At 63.4% G+C, this 22,785-nt stretch carries 14 protein-coding genes; 12 read left to right on the top strand and 2 right to left on the bottom strand.

All coding sequences use genetic code 11. The annotated features are described in order from the left end of the window. Positions 1-8 precede the first annotated feature (8 nt). The 10 genes from ssnA to ACB031_RS02295 all read left to right on the top strand — a co-directional run bounded on the left by ssnA (position 9) and on the right by ACB031_RS02295 (position 17,454). The gene (ssnA, locus tag ACB031_RS02340) at positions 9-1,337 is read left to right on the top strand and encodes a putative aminohydrolase SsnA (protein ID WP_371138919.1); all 1,329 of its coding nucleotides are present in this window, start codon (positions 9-11) and stop codon (positions 1,335-1,337) included. Between the two features lie 80 nt (positions 1,338-1,417). Beyond that, positions 1,418-2,194, top strand: a complete 777-nt coding sequence (ygfM, locus tag ACB031_RS02335; protein ID WP_371138918.1) for a molybdopterin-dependent oxidoreductase FAD-binding subunit — start codon at positions 1,418-1,420, stop codon at positions 2,192-2,194. After that, complete coding sequence (locus tag ACB031_RS02330) at positions 2,191-5,088, top strand: molybdopterin-dependent oxidoreductase Mo/Fe-S-binding subunit (RefSeq protein WP_371138917.1); 2,898 nt, start codon at positions 2,191-2,193, stop codon at positions 5,086-5,088. The genes ygfM and ACB031_RS02330 overlap by 4 nt, the downstream gene beginning before the upstream one ends. A 95-nt stretch (positions 5,089-5,183) precedes the next feature. After that, positions 5,184-6,701, top strand: coding sequence for a nucleobase:cation symporter-2 family protein (locus ACB031_RS02325; RefSeq protein ID WP_042051740.1), 1,518 nt, complete (start codon positions 5,184-5,186; stop codon positions 6,699-6,701). Positions 6,702-6,725: 24 nt separating this feature from the next. After that, positions 6,726-8,042, top strand: a complete 1,317-nt coding sequence (guaD, locus tag ACB031_RS02320) for a guanine deaminase (protein WP_371138916.1) — start codon at positions 6,726-6,728, stop codon at positions 8,040-8,042. 285 nt (positions 8,043-8,327) lie between these two features. Then, positions 8,328-9,704, top strand: a complete 1,377-nt coding sequence (locus ACB031_RS02315; RefSeq protein WP_371139116.1) for an NCS2 family permease — start codon at positions 8,328-8,330, stop codon at positions 9,702-9,704. A 330-nt stretch (positions 9,705-10,034) separates the two neighbouring features. Next, on the top strand, positions 10,035-12,353 hold the full coding sequence (gene xdhA, locus ACB031_RS02310; protein WP_371138915.1) for a xanthine dehydrogenase molybdenum-binding subunit XdhA: 2,319 nt from the start codon (positions 10,035-10,037) through the stop codon (positions 12,351-12,353). Further along, a complete protein-coding gene (xdhB, locus tag ACB031_RS02305) occupies positions 12,346-13,224 on the top strand; it encodes a xanthine dehydrogenase FAD-binding subunit XdhB (protein WP_371138914.1) in 879 nt (292 codons plus the stop codon). Before xdhA ends, xdhB begins: the two co-directional genes overlap by 8 nt. Then, positions 13,221-13,706 (top strand): xanthine dehydrogenase iron sulfur-binding subunit XdhC, encoded by a 486-nt coding sequence (xdhC, locus tag ACB031_RS02300; protein WP_371138913.1) that lies wholly within the window; start codon positions 13,221-13,223, stop codon positions 13,704-13,706. Before xdhB ends, xdhC begins: the two co-directional genes overlap by 4 nt. 529 nt (positions 13,707-14,235) lie before the next feature. Further along, positions 14,236-17,454 carry an ExeM/NucH family extracellular endonuclease gene (locus ACB031_RS02295; RefSeq protein ID WP_371138912.1) on the top strand — a complete coding sequence of 1,073 codons (3,219 nt, stop codon included), beginning with the start codon at positions 14,236-14,238 and terminating at the stop codon, positions 17,452-17,454. 126 nt (positions 17,455-17,580) lie between these two features. On the opposite strand, the gene ACB031_RS02290 is transcribed toward ACB031_RS02295, so the two are convergent. Further along, the gene (locus ACB031_RS02290; protein ID WP_016350791.1) at positions 17,581-18,126 is read right to left on the bottom strand and encodes a glycine zipper 2TM domain-containing protein; all 546 of its coding nucleotides are present in this window, start codon (positions 18,124-18,126) and stop codon (positions 17,581-17,583) included. A gap of 505 nt (positions 18,127-18,631) precedes the next feature. Here ACB031_RS02290 and ACB031_RS02285 point away from each other — a divergent pair. Then, the gene (locus ACB031_RS02285) at positions 18,632-18,820 is read left to right on the top strand and encodes a hypothetical protein (RefSeq protein ID WP_017764436.1); all 189 of its coding nucleotides are present in this window, start codon (positions 18,632-18,634) and stop codon (positions 18,818-18,820) included. Between the two features lie 60 nt (positions 18,821-18,880). Here the strand turns inward: ACB031_RS02285 and ACB031_RS02280 are convergent, their stop codons facing one another. Next, the gene (locus ACB031_RS02280) at positions 18,881-20,407 is read right to left on the bottom strand and encodes a YfcC family protein (RefSeq protein ID WP_371138911.1); all 1,527 of its coding nucleotides are present in this window, start codon (positions 20,405-20,407) and stop codon (positions 18,881-18,883) included. Positions 20,408-21,042: 635 nt separating this feature from the next. Between ACB031_RS02280 and ACB031_RS02275 the strand changes: the two genes are divergently transcribed. Continuing rightward, positions 21,043-22,665, top strand: coding sequence for an acyl-CoA synthetase (locus ACB031_RS02275; protein WP_371138910.1), 1,623 nt, complete (start codon positions 21,043-21,045; stop codon positions 22,663-22,665). Positions 22,666-22,785: the final 120 nt, after the last annotated feature.

Here is a 22,785-nt window from a genome sequence, read left to right as displayed (position 1 = left end):
AGCCAACCATGTTTATTCTGAAGAACGTCACCGCTGTCCAGCTGGAGCCGACCCGGGTGCTGGAAGGGGTGGATATAGCCATCGAAGGATCGCTCATCAAAGCGGTGGGGCCCAATCTGCGGGCCCTCTACCCGCAGGCCAACTATCGGGAGATGGGCGGCAAGCTGGTGATGCCGGGCATCGTCTGTGCCCACAACCACTTCTACTCCGGCCTGTCGCGGGGGATCATGGCCAATATCGCCCCTTGCCCGGACTTTATCTCCACCCTGAAAAACCTCTGGTGGCGGCTCGATCGGGCGCTCGATGAGGAGTCCCTCTACTACAGCGGTCTCATCTGCTCGCTGGAGGCGATCAAGAGCGGCTGCAGCGCGGTGATCGACCACCACGCCTCGCCCAACTTCATCAAGGGCTCCCTGAACGTGCTGCGAAAAGGGTTTGTGGAGGCGGGTCTGCGCGGCATGACCTGCTTCGAGACCACGGATCGCAACGGCGGCCTCGCCGAGCTGCAGGCCGGGGTGGAGGAGAACATATTGTTCGCCCAACAGATCGATGCGGCCAAAGCCAAGGGGAGCGAACCCTATCTGGTGGAGGCTCATATCGGCGCCCACGCCCCCTTCACCGTGCCCGACGAGGGGCTGGCCATGCTGCGCGAAGCGCTGCAGGTCACCGGTCGCGGGCTGCATATCCATGTGGCGGAAGACCGCTACGACATGGCCCACGGCCACCACCACCATGGCAAGGAGCCCATCGCCCGGCTGGACGAGTTTGGCCTTGTCGACAGCAAGACCCTGATCGCCCACGGCATCTACCTGAGCCCGGCCGACATCGAGCTGCTCAACAGCCGCGATGCCTTCCTGGTACATAACGCCCGCTCCAACATGAACAACCACGTGGGCTACAACCTACACCTGCCGGAATACCGCAACCTGGCGCTCGGCACCGACGGTATCGGCTCCGACATGTTCGAAGAGCTCAAGTTCGCCTACTTCAAGCACAAGGATGCCGGCGGGGCGCTTTGGCCCGACAGCTTTGCCCGCTTCCTCTGGAACGGCAACCGCCTGCTTGAGCGCAACTTCGGCGCCAAATTTGGCCGCCTGGAGCCGGGCTACAAGGCCGACCTCACCATTTGCGACTACGCCGCACCGACCCCGCTGGCACCGCGCAACCTCGGTGGCCATCTCGCCTTCGGCATGGGTTCATCCTCGGTCAACAGCGTGATGGTGGAGGGGCGCATGGTCTATCAGGATCGCGAGTTCGCCTTTGACGTCGAGCCCCTTTATGAGCAGGCCAGCAAGGTGGCAAGCCGCCTGTGGCAACGAATGGACGCGCTGGCCTAAGGCCACCCTCCGCACGTTTGGACTGGATTGCCCGCCCTGTGGACCTTCCCGGCGGCGGGCAGCAAGAGTAAGGACGACACATGATTGAGCAATTCTTCCGACCCGAGCAACTGGGTCAGGCTTTGGAACTCAAGGCACGCTTTGGCAACGACGCCGTCTACATGGGGGGCGGCAGCAAGCTCAACGCCGCGCCGACCCGCACCGACAAGAAGGTCGCCATCTCGCTGGGCAGGCTCGGACTTGGCCAGATTGAGCAGCAGCGCGGTCAACTCCACATCGGCGCCACCGTTACCCTGCAAGCCCTCAAAGATGACCCCCGCACCCCGGCCGCCCTGTGCGAGGCGCTGGGGTTTGTCTACTCCCGCCATCTGCGCAATCAAGCCACCCTCGGCGGCGAAATTGCCTGCCAGCAGCAGGACTCCCCGCTGCTGCCGGTGCTGCTGGTGCTTGAAGCCGTGGTGGTGCTGGAGAACAACCAGCTGCAACCCATCGATGCCTACCTGGCCGGCCAGCGCAAGGAGCTGGTGCTGGGGGTGGTGCTGCCGGAGCCCGAGCTGCGCTGCGCCACTCGCCGCATCAGCCGCAACGCCGACGGTCTGGCGGTGATGACGGCCGCGGTGGCCCTCGACGCCCTTGGCGAGATGCGGGTCGCCCTGGCGGGTGTCACGCCGCAACCGATGCGTCTGCGGGACGTGGAGCGTCATGAGCTGCGGGATGCGGCGCTGGAGGCGGCGGTGAGTGCACTGATTGCACCGCGCGCGGATCTCGGTGGCAGCGTGGCCTACAAGCGCTATATCAGCGGCGTGGTGGTGGCGGATCTGCTGGTGGAGTGCCAGCAGCAGGAGGTACAGGCATGATGGAACTCAACTTCACACTGAACGGTGCCCTGCGCACCGTCATCGCCCCGGCTGGCGAGAATGCCCAGCGGGTGCTGTTCAACCAGTGCCGGATGCACTCGGTGCGCAACAGCGACGACGGTTTCGGCTTTGCCGGCTCCGACGCCATTCTCTTCAACGGCAAGGTGATCAACGCCTCCCTGCTGATCGCCGCTCAGCTGGATGGATCAGAGGTGCGCACCGCCGAGTCGCTCGGCAGCTGGAACCAGCTCAGCCTGGTGCAGCAGGCGATGGTGGACGTGGGCGTGGTGCAGTCCGGCTACAACGATCCGGCAGCGGCGCTCATCGTTACCGACCTGCTTGATCGCCATCCCAGCCCCAGCCGTGATCAAATCGACGACGCCCTCTCGGGCCTGTTTCACCGGGATGGCGGCTACCAGCAGTTCTATCAGGCTATCGAGCTTGCCAGTTCACGGATGAAGGATCCCGATTACCTGTGTCAGATTGCCCCCGAGTTTCGTGACGACCTGCGCCACATCGGCAAGAGCTGCCCGAAAGTGGACGCCGCCAAGATGGTGCAGGCCAAACCCTGCTACGTGGAGGATCGGGTCAGCGAGGATGCGCTGATCATCAAGATGCTGCGAAGCCCCCATCCCCATGCGGTGATCACCAAACTCGACGTGAGCCGCGCCGAAGCCATGCCGGGGGTGGTGCATGTCATCACTCACCTAAACTGCCCCGATATCTACTACACCCCGGGTGGCCAGAGTGCCCCCGAGCCGTCACCGCTGGATCGCCGAATGTTCAGCCGCAAGCTGCGTCACGTCGGTGACCGGGTCGCCGCCGTGGTGGCCGAGAGCGAAGCCATCGCATTGGCGGCGCTCAAACTCATTGAGGTCGAGTATCAGGTGCTGCCGGCGGTCATGAACATAGACGAGGCGATGGCCCCGAATGCCCCGCTGGTGCACGACGAACCCATCGTCTATATGGCTGGCGCGCCTGCGGATCTGGAGCAGCAGAACGCCTGCTCGGTTCGCCGTGGCGATGAGCACATGATCATCAACTTCCCCATCGGTTCCCGTCCGCACGAGAACCTGGCCGCCAGCGTCCATGGCCAGATCGGCGATGTGGCCAAAGGCTTTGCCGAGGCGGACGAGATTGTCGAGCGCACCTACGAATCGACCCAGGCCCAGCAGTGCCCGACCGAGCCGCACATCTGCTTCACCTACATGGATGGGGATCGGCTGGTGATCCACGCCTCCACCCAGGTGCCCTGGCACGTGCGCCGTCAGGTGGCGCGCATCGTCGGCATGAAGCAGCACCAGGTGCATGTGATCAAGGAGCGGGTAGGGGGCGGCTTTGGCTCCAAGCAGGATATCCTGCTGGAAGAGGTGTGCGCCTGGGCGACCAGGGTTACCGGCCGTCCGGTCACCTTCCGCTACACCCGTGAAGAGGAGTTCATCAGCAACACCTCCCGCCATGTGGCCAAGGTGAAGGTGAAAGTGGGGGCCAAGAAAGATGGCACCATTACCGCCATCGAGATGGATTTTCGCGCCAACACCGGCCCTTACGGCAACCACTCTCTGACGGTGCCGAGCAACGGCCCGGCGCTCTCGCTGCCGCTCTACCCGTGCGAGAATGTGCGCTTTACCGTCAACACCTACTACAGCAACATCTGCCCGACCGGCGCCTATCAGGGTTATGGCGCGCCCAAGGGCAACTTCGCGCTGACCATGGCCATTGCGGAACTGGCCGAGAAACTCGGCATCGATCAGCTCGACATGGTGGAGCACAACCGGGTGCACGAGGGGGATATCCTCAAGGTGCTGGGGGCCATCGGCGAGGGCAAGATGCCCACCTCGGTGCCCCACGCGGCCAGCTGCGCCCTTGAGCCCATCCTGAAACAGGGGCGCGAGCTCATCGAGTGGGACAGCCCCAAACCCGCGGACGGGGATTGGCGCATCGGCCGTGGCGTCGCCATCATCATGCAAAAATCGGGGATCCCGGATATCGATCAGGCCAACTGCATGGTCAAGCTGGAATCTGACGGCACCTTTATCGTCCACTCCGGTGGCGCCGATATCGGCACTGGCCTGGATACCGTGGTGGCCAAGCTGACTGCCGAGGTGCTGCACTGCCCGCTCGGAGATGTGCACGTCATCTCCGGCGACACCGACCACGCCCTGTTCGACAAGGGGGCCTACGCCTCGTCAGGTACTTGCTTCTCCGGCAACGCGGCCAAGAAGGCGGCCGAGAACCTCAAGGAGAAGATCCTGTTCCACGGCGCCGCCATGCTGGGCGAGCCGGTAGCCGATGTTGAGCTGGCGTTCCCGGGCGTGGTGCGCGGCAAGCTGGGGGAGGTGAGCCTCGCCAAGCTGGCCCACAAGGCCGAGACAGGTACCGGCTTCGGTATCCTGGTGGGCACCGCCAGCTACATCACCTCTGAGCTCGCCTTCCCGTACGGCGCCAACTTCGCCGAGGTGGCGGTCAACGTCAGAACCGGGCAGATCCGGCTCGACAAGTTCTACGCCCTGCTCGACTGCGGCACCCCCATCAACCCGGAGCTGGCACTCGGCCAGATCTACGGGGCGACCATGCGGGCCATCGGCCACTCCTTGACCGAGGAGATCTGCTACGACGGCAAGGGCATTCCGCTGACCCGGGATCTGAAGAGCTATGGCGCGCCCAAGATCGGCGATATTCCGCGCGATTTTCGGGCCTTCCTAGTACCGAGTGACGACAAGGTCGGCCCTTACGGCGCCAAGTCCATCTCGGAGATCGGGGTCAACGGCGCCGCACCTGCCATCGCCACCGCCATCCACGACGCCTGCGGTGTCTGGCTGCGCAAGTGGCACTTCACGCCGGAGCAGATCCTGCGTGAACTGGGCAAGCTGGAGCAACAAGCGTCGGCATAACAAAAGAAAAGGTGAGGGGCGGGCACAGGCTCGCCCCCAGCACCTGACAGCGGAATGAGTACTCCGCCCATATTCTGTGTGATGGGACAATCAAGATGTCTAAAACAACACGCAAGCACTCGGACCTGATTTACGCGCTCGAAGACAAACCTCCCTTTTACCAAACCCTGATGGGGGCCGTGACCCACCTGCTGGCCATTTTTGTTCCCATGGTGACGCCGGCCCTCATCGTGGGCGGGGCCCTTGGCCTCTCCACCGAGACCACCGCCTACCTGGTCTCCATGGCGATGATCGCCTCCGGCATCGGCACCTGGCTGCAGGTGAACCGTTACGGCCCCATCGGCTCGGGGCTGCTCTCCATCCAGTCGGTCAACTTCTCCTTCGTCACCGTGATGATTGCGCTCGGCAGCGCCATGAAAAAAGATGGCCTGCACGAGGAGCTGATCGTCTCGACCCTGCTCGGGGTCTCCTTCGTCGGGGCCTTCCTGGTGATGGGCTCCTCCTTCGTGCTGCCCTACCTCAAGCGGGTGATCACCCCGACCGTGAGCGGGGTGGTGGTGCTGATGATTGGCCTGAGCCTCATCAAGGTGGGGATCATCGACTTTGGCGGCGGCTTCTCCGCCATGAGCAGCGGCACCTTCGGCAAATACGAGAACATCGGCCTGGGGCTCTTGGTGCTCTGCGTCATCGTCGCCTTCAACTGCAGCAAGAGCCCCTTGCTTCGCATGAGCGGCATCGCCATCGGCCTGCTGGTGGGCTATGCGGTGGCCCTGATGCTCGGCATGGTGGATTTCTCCGCCCTTGAGAACCTGCCGCTCATCACTGTGCCCATCCCGTTCAAGTACGGTTTTTCCTTCGATCTGCACGCCTTCGTGCTGGCCGGCACCATCTATCTGTTGAGCGTGCTGGAGGCGGTGGGGGACATCACCGCTACCGCCATGGTCTCCCACCGGCAGATCCAGGGCCCCGAGTTTCAAAAACGGCTCTCCGGCGGCGTGCTGGCGGACGGCCTGGTGTCGGTGATCGCCTCGGCGCTCGGCTCCCTGCCGCTCACCACCTTCGCCCAGAACAACGGCGTCATCCAGATGACCGGGGTGGCCTCGCGCCACGTGGGCAAGTTCATCGCCGTCATCCTGGTGCTGCTCGGCCTCTTCCCGGTGGTGGGGCGCTTCTTCACCACCATACCGTCGCCGGTGATGGGGGGCGCCATGGTCATCATGTTCTCCATGATCGCCATCGCCGGCGGGCGCATCATCATCAGTCACGGCTTCGATCGGCGCGAGACCCTGATCGTCGCCACCTCGCTCGGGCTGGGGCTCGGGGTCTCCTATGACCCGAACGTGTTCAAAGTGCTGCCGGCGGGGATCTACATGCTGGTGGAGAACCCCATCTGCGCCGGCGGCATCACCGCCATCATCATGAACCTGGTGCTGCCCCAGAGCCGTAGACGCAAGGCGGCCGCCAATGCCGCCGAGGCGGTAGAGCTGATCCAGCTGAGCGACAAACCCGACACCCGTTTTGCTACCCGGCCCGCTCCGTCGGCCACCGCCCGCCAACAGGGGCTGGCGACGGAGGAGGCCCAGGTGCGCGCCCCGCAAGTGGATCGCGGCTAACGAACAACTAGAGGGAATTGAGAGATGAAAAACGACAACTCCGTCAAGGCAGTGCGCGGCAGCTTCTTTGACATCACCCGGGTGGTGAGCCAGCCCGAGGAGATAGAGCCCAATGCCCGTCTCATCGAAGATGGCCTGCTGATCATTCGCAACGGCTGCATCGACTGGTTCGGCCAGTGGGAGGAGGGCCGAGATCGCATTCCGGCCCAGGTGCGGGTGCGGGATTATCGCGGCAAGATGATAGTGCCGGGCTTTGTCGACACCCACATCCACTACCCGCAAAGCGAGATGGTGGGGGCCTATGGCGAGCAGCTGCTGGAGTGGCTCAACCGCCACACCTTCCCGGCCGAGCGGCGCTACAACGATCTCGAGTACGCCCGCGAGATGTCCACCTTCTTCATCAAGCAGCTGCTGCGAAACGGCACCACCACGGCGCTGGTGTTCGGCACCGTCCACCCCGAATCGGTGGATGCCCTGTTCGAGGCGGCCAGTCGCATCAACATGCGGATGATCGCCGGCAAGGTGATGATGGATCGCAACGCGCCCGACTATCTGCTCGATACCGCCGAGAGCAGCTATGAACAGAGCAAGGCGCTCATCGAGCGCTGGCACGGCAACGGCCGCTTGCTCTACGCCATCACGCCGCGCTTTGCTCCCACCTCGACCCCGGCGCAGCTGGCGATGGCGCGGCGGCTGCGCGAAGAGTACCCGACCACCTACCTGCACACCCACCTGTGCGAGAACAAGGACGAGATAGCCTGGGTCAAATCCCTCTTCCCGGCGCATCAGGGCTATCTCGACGTCTATCACCAGCACGGCCTCACCGGCCATAACTGCGTGTTTGCCCACTGCGTCCATCTGGAAGAGCAGGAGTGGGATTGCCTGAAGGAGACCGGCTCCACCATCGCCTTCTGCCCCACCTCCAATCTGTATCTCGGCAGTGGCCTCTTCAAGCTGCACAAGGCGTGGCACAAGCAGGTGAAGGTGGGGATAGGTACCGACATCGGTGCCGGCACCACCTTCAACATGCTGCAGACGCTGAACGAGGCCTACAAGGTGATGCAGCTGCAAAGCGAGCGGCTCTCGGCCTATCAGGCCTTCTACCTGGCCACCCTGGGCGGCGCCCATGCGCTGGGGCTGGACGAGCAGATCGGCAGCTTCGCGGTGGGCAAGGAGGCGGATTTCGTGGTGCTCGACCCGGTCGCCACCCCACTGCAGCAGCTGCGCTACGACAACTCCACCACCTTGCGCGACAAGCTGTTCGTGTTGCTGACCCTGGGTGATGACAGATCCATCTACCGCACCTATGTGGATGGTCAGCTGGTGCACGAGCGGGGCTGATCCGGTTTTCAAAGCAGAGGGGCGAGCATGCTCGCCCCGGGAACACGGCAGCAGGGACCAGCGTGGTGCCTGCGCCGCACGACAGGCGAGGCGCTTGCCCCGCCACAGCAGGTGAAATGGCCCGGTTTTTTTAGACGGCAAGTCAAACGTTTGCCTTGCCTGCCAACCCCATGATGCCGGCGACTGTGGCAGCAGAGATCCACGGCACCGACCGCCATTTCGTCACGACACATTCAGGGATGCAGGAAGGAGTCGGCCATGAGCCAGACAAACAGGATAAACGAGATGGACGGGGCAGTTGCGGACAAGGGGTCGGCGGCGGGACGACAGCCCGCCGGCGGCGCGCTCGATCGCTACTTCATGATCAGCGAGCGGGGCAGCAACGTGCGTCAGGAGGTGCTGGCGGGGCTCACCACCTTCCTCGCCATGGTCTATTCGGTGATCGTGGTGCCCAGCATGCTCGGCAAGGCGGGTTTTCCCCCCGGCGCCGTGTTCGTGGCCACCTGTCTGGTGGCAGGCTTTGGTTCGCTGCTGATGGGGCTCTGGGCCAAGCTGCCGATGGCCATCGGCTGCGCCATCTCGCTCACCGCCTTTACCGCCTTCAGCCTGGTGTTGGGGCAACAGATCTCCATCCCGGTGGCGCTCGGCGCCGTCTTTCTGATGGGGGTGCTGTTTACCGCCATCTCGGTGACCGGGGTGCGCAGCTGGATCCTCGACAACCTGCCGATGGGGATCGCCCACGGCACCGGTATCGGCATCGGGCTCTTCCTGCTGCTGATCGCCGCCAACGGGGTGGGGCTGGTGATCAAGAACCCGCTGGAGGGGCTGCCGGTGGCGCTGGGGGCCTTTACCTCCATGCCGGTCATCATGTCCCTCATCGGGCTGGCGGTCATCGTCGGGCTGGAGAAGCTTAAAGTTCCGGGCGGGATCCTCTTGGTGATCATCGCCATCTCCATTTTCGGCCTCATCTTCGATCCGGCGGTCAAGTACCAGGGGCTGTTCGCCATGCCGAGCCTCGCCGACGAGCAGGGCAAGTCCCTCATCTTCAGCCTGGACGTTGTGGGGGCGCTCTCGCCACTGGTGCTGCCAAGCGTGCTGGCGCTGGTGATGACGGCGGTGTTTGATGCCACCGGCACCATTCGCGCCGTGGCGGGGCAGGCCAACCTGCTGGACAAGGATGGCCACATCATCAACAGCGGCAAGGCGCTCAGCGCCGACTCCATCAGCAGCATCTTCTCCGGTCTGGTGGGGGCCGCGCCGGCCGCCGTCTACATCGAATCGGCGGCGGGCACGGCGGCAGGCGGCAAGACCGGCCTCACCGCCACCGTGGTGGGGGTCTTGTTCCTGCTGATGCTGTTCCTCTCGCCGCTCTCCTATCTGGTGCCGGCCTATGCCACCGCACCGGCGTTGATGTACGTGGGGCTCTTGATGCTGAGCAACGTCGCCCGGCTCGACTTCGATGACTTCGTCGGGGCCATGTCCGGCCTGCTGTGCGCCGTCTTCATCGTGCTCACCTGCAACATAGTCACCGGCATCATGCTGGGCTTCAGCGCCCTGGTGATCGGCCGCATCTGCTCGAAGGAGTGGCGCAAGCTCAACGTCGGTACCGTCATCATCGCCCTGGCGCTGGTGCTCTTTTACGCTGGCGGCTGGGCCATCTAGTCCGCATCGCGTCCTTCTCTATGGCGGGGCCAGCCTCTCTTGGCCGGCCCCGCCCTGCAAACCGAACTCATACCATTTTGATAACGGGGCTTACCAGATTGATAACGCCGCCTGGCACTGGCGCCGCCGAGTCCTCCATGGGCTGCTGCTGCGGGGCTGGCCACGGCCATGACGGAGCGCCTGATGGGCGCCGGATGGGATCTTCTTCACACTTCTTCCCTTTGCTCGCCGCCTTTGCCCCCCGGTTGGCACGCCTTGCCGGAAACGGGCGCATATCTTGCTGTTTTTTATACCGGTTCTGATTTTTTCTGCCTGACAAAGGACTTGCATATGTCCATAGGATTACCGCTCAAGCGGGTGGATGCCGAGGCCAAGGTGACCGGCAGCGCCCGCTACACCGACGACAACATCATGCTCGGCATGCGCCACGCCAAGTACGTGCGCAGCCATATCGCCCACGGCAAAGTGCTCACCATCGACGCCAGCGAAGCGCTGGCCCTGCACGGGGTCGAGGCCGTGTTCACCCACGAGGATGTGCCCACCACCTGTTTTCGCACCGCCGGTCACGCCTGGTCCCTCGATGAGGCCAAGCGGGACGTGAAAGACCGGCGCCTGCTCACCGACCATGTGCGTCACTTTGGCGATGGCGTCGCCATCGTGGTGGCCCGCGATCCGCTGGTTGCCGAGAAGGCCGCCGCCCTGGTCAAGGTGACCTACGAGCCGCTGCCGGTGATGACGGATGCGGCCAGCGCCCTGGCCGAGGGGGCTTATCCCATCCACCCGAGCGGCAACCTGCTGCGCCAGAGCCAGATCCGGGCGGGGGAGCCGGAGCAGGCCATCGCCGCTGCGGATCTGCAGTTCAAGGGGCACTACCAGACGCCGGTGGTGCAGCATTGTCATCTGGAGACGGTGACCTGTTACGCCTACATGGATCAGCCGGACCACATCATCGTCGTCACCAGTACCCAGATCCCCCAGATTGTGCGCAGCCGGGTGGCCAAGTCCCTCGGCCTGCCCTGGTCGAGCGTGCGGGTGATCAAGCCCTACATGGGCGGCGGTTTTGGCAACAAGCAGGATGTGCTGGAAGAGCCGATGGCTGCGTTTCTGAGCTACCAGCTTGGCGGCGTGCCGGTCAAGGTGACCTTGAGCCGGGAGGAGTGCTTCTTTGCTTCTCGTACCCGCCACGGCTTTGCCATCGACGGCACCCTCGGCATCAACCGGGATGGCACCCTCAAGGGGTATCAACTGGACGTGCTCTCCAACACCGGCGGCTATGCCTCCCACGGCCACTCCATCGCCAGCGCCGGCGCCAACAAGATAAGCTATCTCTATCCGCGCAGCGCCTTTGGCTATGACGCCAAAACCTTCTACAGCAACCTGCCCACCGCCGGTGCCATGCGCGGTTACGGCGCACCCCAGGTAGTGTTTGCCCTCGAATGCATGCTGGATGACGCCTGCGCCGAGCTGGGTCTGGATCCGCTTGCGGTGCGCATCGCCAACGTGGCCCGCGAGGGGGACGTCAATCAGGTCAACCAGAAGACCATCTACAGTGCGGGCTTGCCTGAGTGCCTGCGCCGGGGCGGCGAGCAGTTCGAGTGGGAGCGGCTCAAGGCCGAATGCCTGGCGCAGGATCCGGCGAGTCGGGTGCGGCGCGGCATCGGGGTGGCCTGTTTCAGTTATGGATCCAACACCTATCCGGTGGGGGTGGAGATCGCCGGCGCCCGCATGCTGCTCAATCAGGATGGCACCGTCAATCTGCAGATCGGTGCCACCGAGATAGGGCAGGGGTCGGATACCGTCTTTGCCCAGATGGCGGCCCAGACCTTGGGCATTCCATTTGAGCAGATCCGGATCATCTCGACCCAGGATACCGACATCACCGCCTACGACCCGGGCTCGTTCGCCTCGCGCCAGAGCTATGTGGCGGCCCCCGCCATCCATCAGGCGGCGCTGCAGTTGCGGGCCCGCATTTTGTCGCTGGCAGCCCAGCTCTGCCATCAGGATGTGGGATCGCTCACCCTGATCGACGGTTACGTGGTGCTGGCGGGTGCGCCGGACAAGGTGCTCATTAGCGTCGCCGAGGTATCGGTCAACGCCTATTACCACCTCACCATCGGCGGCCAGATCACCTCGGAAGTCTCCCACAAGACCACCACCAACCCGCCGAGCTTTGGCTGCACCTTCGTCGATCTCAGTGTCGATATCGATCTCTGCAAGGTGACCATCAATCGCATCCTCAACCTGCACGATGCGGGCAAGATCCTCAACCCGCAGCTGGCACAGGGGCAGGTGCATGGTGGCATGGGGATGGGGATCGGCTGGTCCCTGTTCGAGGAGATGATCATCGACGCCAAGACTGGCGTGGTGCGCAACCCCAACCTGCTCGACTACAAGTTCCCCACCATGCTGGACTTGCCCGAGCTCGAGTGCGACTTCGTGCAGACCTACGAGCCCCAGTCGGTCTATGGCCACAAATCCCTGGGGGAGCCACCCATCATCTCGCCGGGCCCGGCGATCCGTAACGCCATCCGCATGGCGACCGGCGTCGCCATCAACGAGCTGCCTATCACCCCCAAGACCCTGTTTCGGGAGTTTGTCGCGGCGGGTCTGATTGGCGAGGGAGCAGGGGAGGAGCAACGCCATGTTTGATATTGCCCGTTACTACAAGGCCCACAGCGTGGCAGAGGCGGTCGCCCTGCGCCAGGCCGACCCCGAGTCGCGCCTCTTGGCCGGTGGCACCGATGTGATGATCCAGCTCCATCACCTCAACGCCGCCTATCGCCATATCGTCGATATTCACGACTTGCCCGAGCTCAAGGGGGTGAGCGAGCAGGCTGACGGCTCTATTCGCATCGGCTCTGGCACCACCTTTACCGAGCTCATCGAAAACGAGCTGGTGCAGCGCCGCCTGCCGATGCTGGCGGAAGCCGCCGCCACCATCGCCGGTCCGCAGATCCGCAACGTCGCCACCTATGGCGGCAACATCTGCAACGGCGCCACCAGTGCCGACTCGGCGGCGCCAACCGTGGCGCTGGAAGCAGAGCTGGAGATTGCCGGCCCGGGCGGCACGCGTCGCATCCCCATCGCCGGTTTTCACACCGGCCCGGGCAAGGTGGCGCTGCAACCGGCAGAGATCCTGGTGGCATTCCACTTTGCCCCGGACGTGCACTCCCAGGTGGGCTCCCACTACTTCAAGTACGCCATGCGGGGGGCCATGGACATCGCCACCATAGGCTGCGCCGCCTATTGCCAGATTGAGGATGGTCACTTCAAGCGTCTGCGGCTGGCCTACGGGGTAGCAGCACCGACCCCGGTGCGCACGCCCCACGCGGAAGCGGCGGCCGAGGGGCAACCCCTGACCCGGGCGACGCTTGCGGCCATTGCCGAGGCGGTGGTGGCCGATGTGGCGCCGCGCTCCTCCTGGCGGGCAGAAAAGGAGTTTCGCCTGCATCTCATCAAAACCCTGGCGCAGCGGGTGGTCGCCTGCGCCGTCGAACGTGCCGGAGGCAAGATCCTATGATGCAACCGCAAAGCTGTGCTGCCGTAGAAATCCAGTGCGAGATCAACGGCAAGCCTTACTCCTATGCTGTGCCGCCCACCATGTCGCTGCTCCACTTCCTGCGCGGGCAGGGGCTGATCAGCGTGAAAGAGGGGTGCAGTGTCGGCGAGTGCGGCGCCTGTACCGTGCGGGTGAATGGCACGGCCATCGACAGCTGCCTCTATCTGGCGGTCTGGGCAGATGGCAAATCCATTCGCACTGTGGAGGGAGAGCGGCAGGGCAACGAGCTCTCCGACGTGCAGCAGGCCTTTATCGACGAGGGGGCGGTGCAGTGCGGTTTTTGCACCCCGGGGTTGGTGATGGCGAGCGCGGCCCTGCTCGACAAGACAGATCGCCGTCCGCTGACTGAGGCGGAGATCCGCCGCGGCCTGTCGGGGAATCTGTGCCGTTGCACCGGCTACCAGAACGTGGTGCGGGCGGTGAAGAAGTGCTGCAAGGGGTGATGGGTTCACCCCTCGATTAGCCTCGCAAACCGTCGTACGGCAGCGAGGTGACAGCGGCTGAAATAGGCCGCGAGGGTTATTTTCACCCCGCCGGTCAAACACGCATCCCGTTATTTCGGGCGGGCACTGGGGAACAGGCATACTGCACTGCCGGGCTGTCAGCACAAATAATGAACAGCCTGGTCCGCGCAGCGGCCTGGAAATGGCAAGCGACTGTTTTTACGCGATATGTCAGCTTGTGTCGCCATCTTGTGCGCCTCTTTTGCCTATTGGCGGTAGCAAATACCGGTGGGCGGGAAATACCGGAAAATAACGGCAAGGGGGCTGAAAAAAAGCCCCTTTTTCGTCACGTGGCCGCAACATTTTTCTGTAATTGTTAGCCAGCTCGCGGCGGCCCTGCGCCGAAACGGGCAGAGTAGGCGCCGTGGTTGGCCAAGGCTGCCATGATGCGCAATCAGAATCGTAACAAGGTGCTGCGGCCCGCTTGGCGGGGCGCAAAACATAACGTCAAAAAGAAAAGGAAACTGGCATGTCAGGAAGACACTCTCTGGTAGCGCTGGCCGTCGGGCTGGCGCTGGCGGGACCGGCACAGGCACAGCTGCTCATCAGCGAATACCTGGAAGGCTCGGGCAACAACAAGGCGGTGGAGCTGAGCAACCTCGGCAGCGATGCCGTCGATCTCTCCCAGTATCGGTTGGCACTCTACGCCAACGGCAAACCCATCAGCGAATCACCCACCAACAGCCTGGCGCTGCAAGGCACCCTAGCCCCGGGCGCCACCCTGGTGCTGGCCAACCCCTCCGCCAGCAGCGAGATCCTGGCCAAGGCCAACCGCACCAGCGGCAACCTGGTGTTCAACGGTGACGACGCCCTGGTGCTCTATCGCGGCAGCGAGATAATCGACAGCTTCGGCCAGGTGGGGGTGGATCCGGGTACGGCCTGGGTGTCGGGCAACGTCTCGACCCTGGACATGACCCTGCGCCGCAAGGCCACCGTCACCACCGGCCGGACTGATGCAACCGCCCCCTTCGATCCGGCGCTCGAATACGTGGCCGCCCCGAAAGATGACGCCAGTGGCCTGGGTTGCAGCGGCGATGGCCCCTGCGATGGTACCCAGCCGCCCGCCTTCGTCTGCCCGGTGGACAACCTGGTGCCGGTGCCCGCCATTCAGGGCCCCGGCAACAGCAGCCCGCTGGTGCCGGCCGGCAAGTTCGAGTCTGAGCAGGCCTATGCCACCCGCGGTGTGGTGACCCAGGTGGTGAGCGGCCTCTACAAGGGCTTCTTCATCCAGGATGAACAGGGGGACGGCGATCCGGCCACCTCCGACGGCCTCTTCGTCTACAGCATCAAGGCCAACGCTGCCATCGTGCCGGGGGCCGAGGTGTGCGTCTCTGGCAAGGTGAAGGAGTATTTCAATCAGACCCAGCTTAACGCCGACGAGCTGGTGGTGACCCGGCCCGCTGGGGCCGTGCCGGCCGCGGTGGATCTGGTGCCGGTGGCGGGCGAGAGCCTGAGCCAGCTGCTGGAGCGTCACGAGGGGATGCAGGTGCGGCTGGTGCCTGAATCCAGCCTGGTGGTGACCCGCAACTTCAGCTTCGATTACGACGGCAAGCGCAACAATCTGGTGCTGGCCTATGGCGCGCCGCTCATCAAGTCGACCCAGAAATTTGCCGCCATGAGCCAGGAGGCGAGCAACTGGGCTATGCGCAACCAGCAGAACCAGCTGGTGGTGGAGACCGACGCCAAGGCGCCGGACGGTGTGCTGCCCTGGTTCCCCGGCTTCAACGCCGAGGACGGTTATCTGCGCATCGGCGACAAGCTCAACGGGCTGGAGGGGGCGCTTGGCTACTCCTACAACCTGTTCCGGCTGGTGGCCAGCAACCACATCGACGCAAGCCAGATTGATCACAGCGGCTGGGATCGGGTGGAAACCCCTGAGCTCGCCGAGGCGGGGGATCTGCGGGTCGCCAGCTTCAACGTGCTCAACTTCTTCACCACGGTCGTGGGGGGCGATGCCAACCCCACCGGCAGCAACCGGGGCGCCTTGACGGTGGCGGAGTTCGAGTTGCAGCGCACCAAGATCGTCAGCGCCATCACCCGCCTCAACGCCGACGTGGTGGGGCTGATGGAGATCGAGAACAACGGCTACGGCGACAACTCCGCCATCGCCAACCTGGTGGCTGCCCTCAACGCCGCCCAGCCGGATGAGGCGGATCACTACCGCTGGATTGCCTCGCCGGATGGCAAGCCGATTGGCACCGATGCCATCACGGTGGGGCTCATCTACCGGCCCGCCAAGGTGACCCCGGAGGGGGCCGCCAGCCTCATCGCGCTGCCGGTGCAGCAGGCCGAGGCGCAGGACGCCAGCGGCAAGCCGGTGACCATCAACCAAGGGATGCGCGAGTCGCTGGTGCAGCGCTTCAGCTCGCCCAAGGGGGATGCGCCGCTGACCCTGGTGGTCAACCACCTCAAGTCCAAGGGCTCCGCCTGCTTCGAGGATTACCCCGATTACGCCACTGCCGATCCGCTGGATGGCCAGGGCCACTGCAATGCGCTGCGGGTCTCCGCCGCCAAGGTGCTGGGGGAGAGCCTCAAGGATCTGGGCGGGGATCTGCTGCTCATCGGCGATATGAACGCCTACGGCATGGAGGATCCCATCCGGGTGCTGACCGACTATGATCCGGCCGCCCAATCGCGCCAGATCATGAGCGCCTCCTTCACCACCCTGGCGGGTCAGCCCTTCGAGGAGAGCGGCAGCGCCCTTGGCAAGGGGTATGGCCTTATCAACCTCAACACCCGCTTCCACGGTACCGACACCTACTCCTACAGCTACGAAGGGGAGCTCGGCAACCTGGATCACGCCCTGGCAAACCCGAGCCTAGCGGCCAAGGTGATCGGCATCGAGGATTGGCACATCAACTCCGCCGAGAGCAACTTCTTCGAGTACGGCAGCAAGTACAGCGGCCAGCTGGCGAAATCCGAAGGGCCTTTCAGCGCCTCGGATCACGATCCCGTGCTGGTGGCCATCCAGTACCCGCTGCCGCCCGCCGGGGTCTTGAGCCTCGAGAGCGCCGCTGCCAGTGTGGAGGAGGGCAACACCCTGACCCTGAGCGTGGCGCGCCGCGACGGCAGCTATGGGGAGGCCAGCGTCAGCTATCGCATTGCCTACGGCAGCGCGGACGCAAGCGACGTGGCGCCACTCACCGGCACCCTGCACTGGGCCGCTGGCCAGAGCGACAGCCAGACCATCAGCATCCCGGTGAAGAGCGACACCCTGCACGAAGGGGACGAGACCTTTACCCTGGAGCTGTTTGATGCGAGCGGCGCGACCCTGGGCGAGCAGCACCAGACCCTGGTGACCATCAAGGACAAGCTGGCGCCGTCCACCATCTCGCTGGCGCGTGCCAGCATGACGGTGAACGAGGGGCAGTGGTTTGCCGAGATCCCGCTGGTGCGCAGCGGCGATCTGAGCAAGCCGGCCCGGGCCCGGGTGGCCCTTGACGGGATCACGGCGCGCTGGGGGCTGGATTTCCTGCCCTGGTTCGGTCAATCGGTGAGCTGGGCCGCGGGCGAGGGGGGCAGCAAGTCGGTCAAGGTGCTGATCATCGATGACTGGTTTGTCGAGCCCACCGAGCAGTTCAAGGTAAGCTTGGCCGCGCTGCAGGGTGCCCAGCCGGGCAACCTGCAGGAGGCCCGGGTCGACATTCTGGACAACGACAAGTCCTGGTGGCCCTTCGGTCGCCACTGAGGATGACTCCTCAATATAAAAAGGGGCCTGCGGGCCCCTTTCTGTTGTTTCTGTTGTCGGCCAAAGTGCCAAAAACAGCGAGGCCCATCACCAGGATGGGCCTCTGAGCTGGACCAGCTGACGGGATCAGCTGCCGCTCTGGGGACCGTCGATCACCAGCTTGCCATCCTTGACCGGGATGGTGGCGCCGGGGGCCTTGTTCATGCGGATCACCCCTTCCTGACCGGCGAGGCGGTAGGTGACGTCATAGCCCAGGGTGCGGGTGCTGCTCTCCTGCACCGTCTTGCAGCGCTGCTCCGTGGTGGTGTAGGTATCACCGGCCTGCATGTTGCCCTGCACCTGGTTGCCGGCATAGCCGCCTGCCACGGCGCCGGCGGCGGTCGCCACCTTCTTGCCGTTGCCACCACCAAACTGGTTGCCGAGCACGCCGCCCAGCGCCGCACCGACCACGGTACCCAGGATCTTGTGCTCGTCCTGCACCGGTTTGCGGTGGGTCACGGTGACGTTGCGACACTCCTGACGGGGGGTCTTGATGGTCTCGGTCACCGCTTTGCTGGCCAGCACTTCAGCGAACTGAGGCTGTGATGAAAACAGGGATCCGCTGGCGGCGGCTGACAAGGCCAGCGCAGAGGCCACACCGATCCCGACTCCTGCCAACATGGATTTGTTCATTTTCTCTTCTCCTCAAATGCATCACGGGATGCGTCTCTTGCTTGCGCTCATCTTGGCACAAGGGCAAGGAGGCACAAGGCAAAGCCCGTGCGGGCACGACAACCCCTGACTGCACCGAAAAGTGCCTCGCCAAAAAGGTGTCGGGCTTTGGCGACAAAGGTGCAGTGAAGGGAGAAAAAGCGATCTGCGAGTGGCATTTTGCGATTCAGCTGGGCCTATTTTCCCATTTTGCGCCAAGCTCCTGCCACCAGCCGGCTGGCGCAGTGGCAAACAAGGGGGGCCTAGTCGTCAACAAGGGCCAGTCAGGGTGTGCCAACCGCTTGATAAATCACTGTTGCGGGGAGAATTGGCGGCCGATAACAGATCACGGCAAGCATTATGCTTGCTCTGTTGGCAGAGAGGATCAATCGCGCGTCTCTGGCGGCCCGCAGCAATGTGAGCCGGCAGGCGCCACCCGCAGTCAGGCCAGATCGGCTGCGGTCATCCGGTCAGCAAGGGGGTTCATATGTCGATGCTGCCAAGATGGATACAACCGGCCGTGCAGGCCGGCATCATCACCCGGGAACAAGCCCAGCGGCTGCTGGACTCCCTCTATCAACCCCTCTGCGAGACGGCGCAGGAGCTGCCCGCCGACCTTGCCGACATCAGCCTCAAGCTCTTCTGTTTTCGCCAGCAGCACAGGGTGCGCCACTAGTTCCCCCAGATCTGCGCCCTGGGTAAGACATGACCCCCGCCGGGGCGGGGGCCATCTGCCCTAGATCATCATCACCTGCGCCACCAGCATCAGGGCGCCGAAACCCAGCACAAAGCCCACCATGGGCAGCACGAACCTGACCCACTGGTTGAACTGGATGCCGAGCATCTGCAGGGTGACCAGCACCAGCCCGGTGGGGGCCAGGAACAGCATGGCGTATTGGCCCCAGTTGTAGGCCGACACCACGATATAGCGCGGGATCATCACGGTATCCGCCAGCGGCGCCATGATGGGCATGGAGAGCACCGCCAGCCCCGAGGAAGAGGGCACCACCAGCCCCAGCAGGGTGAACACCAGCATCTGGGCCACCGCAAACACGGTGCCGTGCATGCCGGCCACCAGACTGGAGGCATAGGCCAAAATGGTGTCCGAGATCATCCCTTGATCCAGCACCAGGTTGACCCCCCGCGCCAGCCCGATGATGAGCGAGACCGCCACCAGCTCGGACGCTCCCTGGGTGAAGGCCTCGACAGCCTCTTTCTCCTTGAGGCCGGAGATAAGGATGATGACGATGGCGACGGCCAGGAAGGAGGCCGCCATCTGCGGGAACCACCAGCCAGCCATGGAGACACCCCACACCATCAGGGGGAAGGCGAGGATGAACAGGGTCAGGATGATCTTGCGGCGCAGGGTGAAGGGGACCCCTTCATCGAGGGAGCCCTCTTTCAGGAAGCGGGCCCGAAAGCTCTCTCTGTCTTCATAGGTGTAGGAGAAGGCAGGGTTGGCCTTGAGCTTCTTGCAGTACCAGTAGAGGTAACCGATCACCACCAGGGTGCCCACCAGACAGCCGACAGCGCGAAAGCTCAACCCCTCGGTAAAGGGGATGCCGGCGGCGTTGGAGGCGATCACCACCGAGAAAGGGTTGATGGTGGAGAAGGTGGTGCCCATGGAGGCGGCGAGGAAGATGGCCCCCACGCAGACGATGGCGTCATAGCCGAGCGCCAGAAAGATGGGCACCAGTATGGGATAGAAGGCGACCGCCTCCTCCTCCAGCCCGCAGGTGGTGCCCCCCAGCGCCATGACGAAGCAGACCAGCGCCACGAAAAGGAACTCGTTGCCCCGGGTCTTGCGCGACAGCGCCACCAGTCCGGCATTGAAGGCGCCGGTCTTGTTGATGACGCCGATAAGGCCCCCCAGCACCAGGATGAAGACGATGATGTCGGCCCCCTCTATGGTGCCCTTGACCATGCTCACTGCCACGTCGGAGAGCCCCTTCGGCGCCTGGGTCAGCCGCTCATAGGTACCGGGGATGGCGATGGGCTTGCGGATGGTGCCGTTGACGAACTGCTCCACCCCGATATTGATATCGAGTCTGGTTAGCTCATCCTGAGTGGCGGGCACTCGCCGGGTTTCCCCTTGCGGCGTGTTGATGGTCAGCATATGGCTGGCGGCATTATAAGAGAGCTTGGCATAGGCGCCCGCCGGAATTATCCAGGTGAGGGCGATGGCCAACAACATGATCAAAAACAAGATGGTAAACGCGGTGGGAAATTGTCTGCGGGTATGGGTATTCGGCTCGGCACACATAAAATGCTCCTCGATAAAGCAGGTTCGGGCTCGGCGGAATATCGGGTCGATAGGGTTCCTTCGTCATGCCGCGGGAGTGCGCAAACTCACTGGTTGTTGCGCATCGTATGGCGAGAAATCTGGCCTGATATTGAACATCCGGTAGATTGTTTCACCAAGAAACCATAACCCGCCGAGGGGAAGCATGAACAGCGCTGCGGGCCTGCTTTATGGAAGCCGTCACAAAATATATTTCATGAGGGATCTGTCATTAATTTATTGGCAATAAACCGATGCGCTTGCTTATGCCATAAATATCCAGGAGGTGGTGTTTCTAAATATATCTATATCGGCAAGCCTGCAACCAGATATGGCCAGCTTGCATGCCAACATCAGCATATTCATTATTTGCCGGGTTTTATGCCGAGGATATTGGCCGTCGACATTTGTCGCTGAAAAAACAGGCACCAACATGCGGCTCGGTCAGATTGGCGTCGCCGGCGCAGCACCTCTAAGACGTTTTGCTAATACCTGTGGCCATTACCTCGCGCTAGGCTGTGATCCCCGATACGAGCACCCTCTGGCAGGACGCCAGACGATGGTTGCCGGCGCTCCCGGGAGCGCACCGCTTTTGCTACCTGCGAGGAAGGAACCCGATGACAGAGCAGAACATCTATCAGCGCGATCTGGAAAAAAATCCCGCCAATTATGAGGCGCTGACCCCCATCAGCTTTATGGGACGGGCCGCCCGGGTCTACCCCGACTATCCGGCGCTGATCCACGGCCCCCTGCGCCAGAGCTGGGCCCAGACCGAGCGACGCTGCCGCCAGCTGGCCTCGGCCCTTCGCCTGCGCGGCATCGGCGAGGGGGATACCGTCTCCATCGTCGCCCCCAATACCCCGGCCATGTTCGAGGCTCATTTCGGGGTGCCCATGAGCGGCGCCGTGCTCAACACCATCAACACCCGGCTCGATGCCGAGTCGATGGCCTTTATCTTCCAGCATGCCCAGAGCAAGGTGGTGCTGGTGGACAGGGAGTTCGGCACCCTGGTGCAAAAGGCGTTGGCACTTATCGAGAACCAGCCGCTGCTGATCGCCATCGACGATCCCCTCTATCAGCAAGGGGAGCTGGTCAGCGAGCTCACCTATGAGGGGTTTCTTGCCGAGGGGAATGGGGATGAGCCAGGCTGGCTGCCGCTAGATGAGTGGCAGGCGATTTCCCTGAACTACACCTCCGGCACCACCGGCAACCCCAAGGGGGTGGTCTATCACCATCGCGGCGCCCACCTCAATGCGGTCAACAACGTGCTCTCTTGGGAGCTGCCCAAGCACAGCGTCTATCTCTGGACCCTGCCGATGTTTCACTGCAACGGCTGGTGTTTCCCCTGGACCCTGGCGGCGACGGCCGGGGTGAGCGTCTGCCTGCGCCATGTGCAGGCGGCGGCCATCTATGAGGCGCTGCACGAGCACAAGGTGAGCCATTTTTGCGCCGCCCCCATCGTACTCAATATGCTCAACAACGCCGATCCGGCCCTCAAACGCGGGCTCGACCACCCCATCAAGGCGATGACGGCAGGCGCGGCGCCCCCCGCCACCGTGATCGCCGGCATGGAGGCGATGGGGATCGCCGTGACCCATGTCTACGGCCTCACCGAAACCTATGGCCCCTGCGTGCTGTGCGAGCCGCAAAAAAGCTGGCAGGGGCAAGATGCCACCACGCTGTCGCGTCTCAAGGCGCGTCAGGGGGTGGCCTCACCGCTGCAGGGGGAGATGCGGGTTATCAATCCGGTCAGCGGCGAGCCGGTCCCCCAGGATGGCAAGACCATGGGCGAAATCGTGCTGCGCGGCAATGTGGTGATGAAGGGCTATCTCAAGAACCCGGTCGCCAGCGCCGAGGCGATGGCGGAGGGCTGGTTTCGCAGCGGCGATCTGGCGGTGTGGCATCCGGACGGTTACGTGGAGATCAAGGACAGATCCAAGGACATCATCATCTCCGGCGGGGAGAACATCTCCAGCCTGGAGGTGGAAGACGTGCTCTATCGCCATCCCGATGTGGACGAGGTGGCGGTGATAGCCATGCCTGACGAGAAGTGGGGGGAGGTGCCCTGCGCCTTCGTCAAGCTCAAGGAGGGGCGCGAACTCAGCCAGGCCGAACTCATCGAGTTTTGCCGCGAGCAGATGGCCCATTTCAAGGCCCCCAAGCGCATCATCTTCACCCCACTGCCGAAAACCTCCACCGGCAAGGTGCAGAAATTTATGCTGCGCCAGCAGCTGGGGTAGGAGCTAGCTACTCTTATCCCAAGTTTTAAGTTGGTGCCATTCTGCCTGGAGCAATATGGCGCCAAACTTCTATGTCCATCAAACTCTTTCGAGGCTCACTCTGGTAATATCCTGCTCAAT

Origin of the sequence: Aeromonas sp. S8(2024), assembly GCF_041403085.1 — a bacterium.
Lineage (GTDB): Bacteria > Pseudomonadota > Gammaproteobacteria > Enterobacterales > Aeromonadaceae > Aeromonas > Aeromonas dhakensis.
This window is presented reverse-complemented; position numbering and strand designations above follow the sequence as displayed.

Excerpts from the sequence above, each read along its gene's own strand:
- guaD (WP_371138916.1), top strand. The coding sequence starts at position 6,726 with ATGAAAAACGACAACTCCGTCAAGGCAGTGCGCGGCAGCTTCTTTGAC.
- xdhA (WP_371138915.1), top strand. The coding sequence starts at position 10,035 with ATGTCCATAGGATTACCGCTCAAGCGGGTGGATGCCGAGGCCAAGGTG.
- ACB031_RS02295 (WP_371138912.1), top strand. The coding sequence starts at position 14,236 with ATGTCAGGAAGACACTCTCTGGTAGCGCTGGCCGTCGGGCTGGCGCTG.
- ACB031_RS02325 (WP_042051740.1), top strand. The coding sequence starts at position 5,184 with ATGTCTAAAACAACACGCAAGCACTCGGACCTGATTTACGCGCTCGAA.
- ACB031_RS02330 (WP_371138917.1), top strand. The coding sequence starts at position 2,191 with ATGATGGAACTCAACTTCACACTGAACGGTGCCCTGCGCACCGTCATC.
- xdhC (WP_371138913.1), top strand. The coding sequence starts at position 13,221 with ATGATGCAACCGCAAAGCTGTGCTGCCGTAGAAATCCAGTGCGAGATC.
- ssnA (WP_371138919.1), top strand. The coding sequence starts at position 9 with ATGTTTATTCTGAAGAACGTCACCGCTGTCCAGCTGGAGCCGACCCGG.
- ACB031_RS02290 (WP_016350791.1), bottom strand. The coding sequence starts at position 18,126 with ATGAACAAATCCATGTTGGCAGGAGTCGGGATCGGTGTGGCCTCTGCG.
- ygfM (WP_371138918.1), top strand. The coding sequence starts at position 1,418 with ATGATTGAGCAATTCTTCCGACCCGAGCAACTGGGTCAGGCTTTGGAA.
- ACB031_RS02275 (WP_371138910.1), top strand. The coding sequence starts at position 21,043 with ATGACAGAGCAGAACATCTATCAGCGCGATCTGGAAAAAAATCCCGCC.
- ACB031_RS02315 (WP_371139116.1), top strand. The coding sequence starts at position 8,328 with ATGGACGGGGCAGTTGCGGACAAGGGGTCGGCGGCGGGACGACAGCCC.
- xdhB (WP_371138914.1), top strand. The coding sequence starts at position 12,346 with ATGTTTGATATTGCCCGTTACTACAAGGCCCACAGCGTGGCAGAGGCG.
- ACB031_RS02285 (WP_017764436.1), top strand. The coding sequence starts at position 18,632 with ATGTCGATGCTGCCAAGATGGATACAACCGGCCGTGCAGGCCGGCATC.
- ACB031_RS02280 (WP_371138911.1), bottom strand. The coding sequence starts at position 20,407 with ATGTGTGCCGAGCCGAATACCCATACCCGCAGACAATTTCCCACCGCG.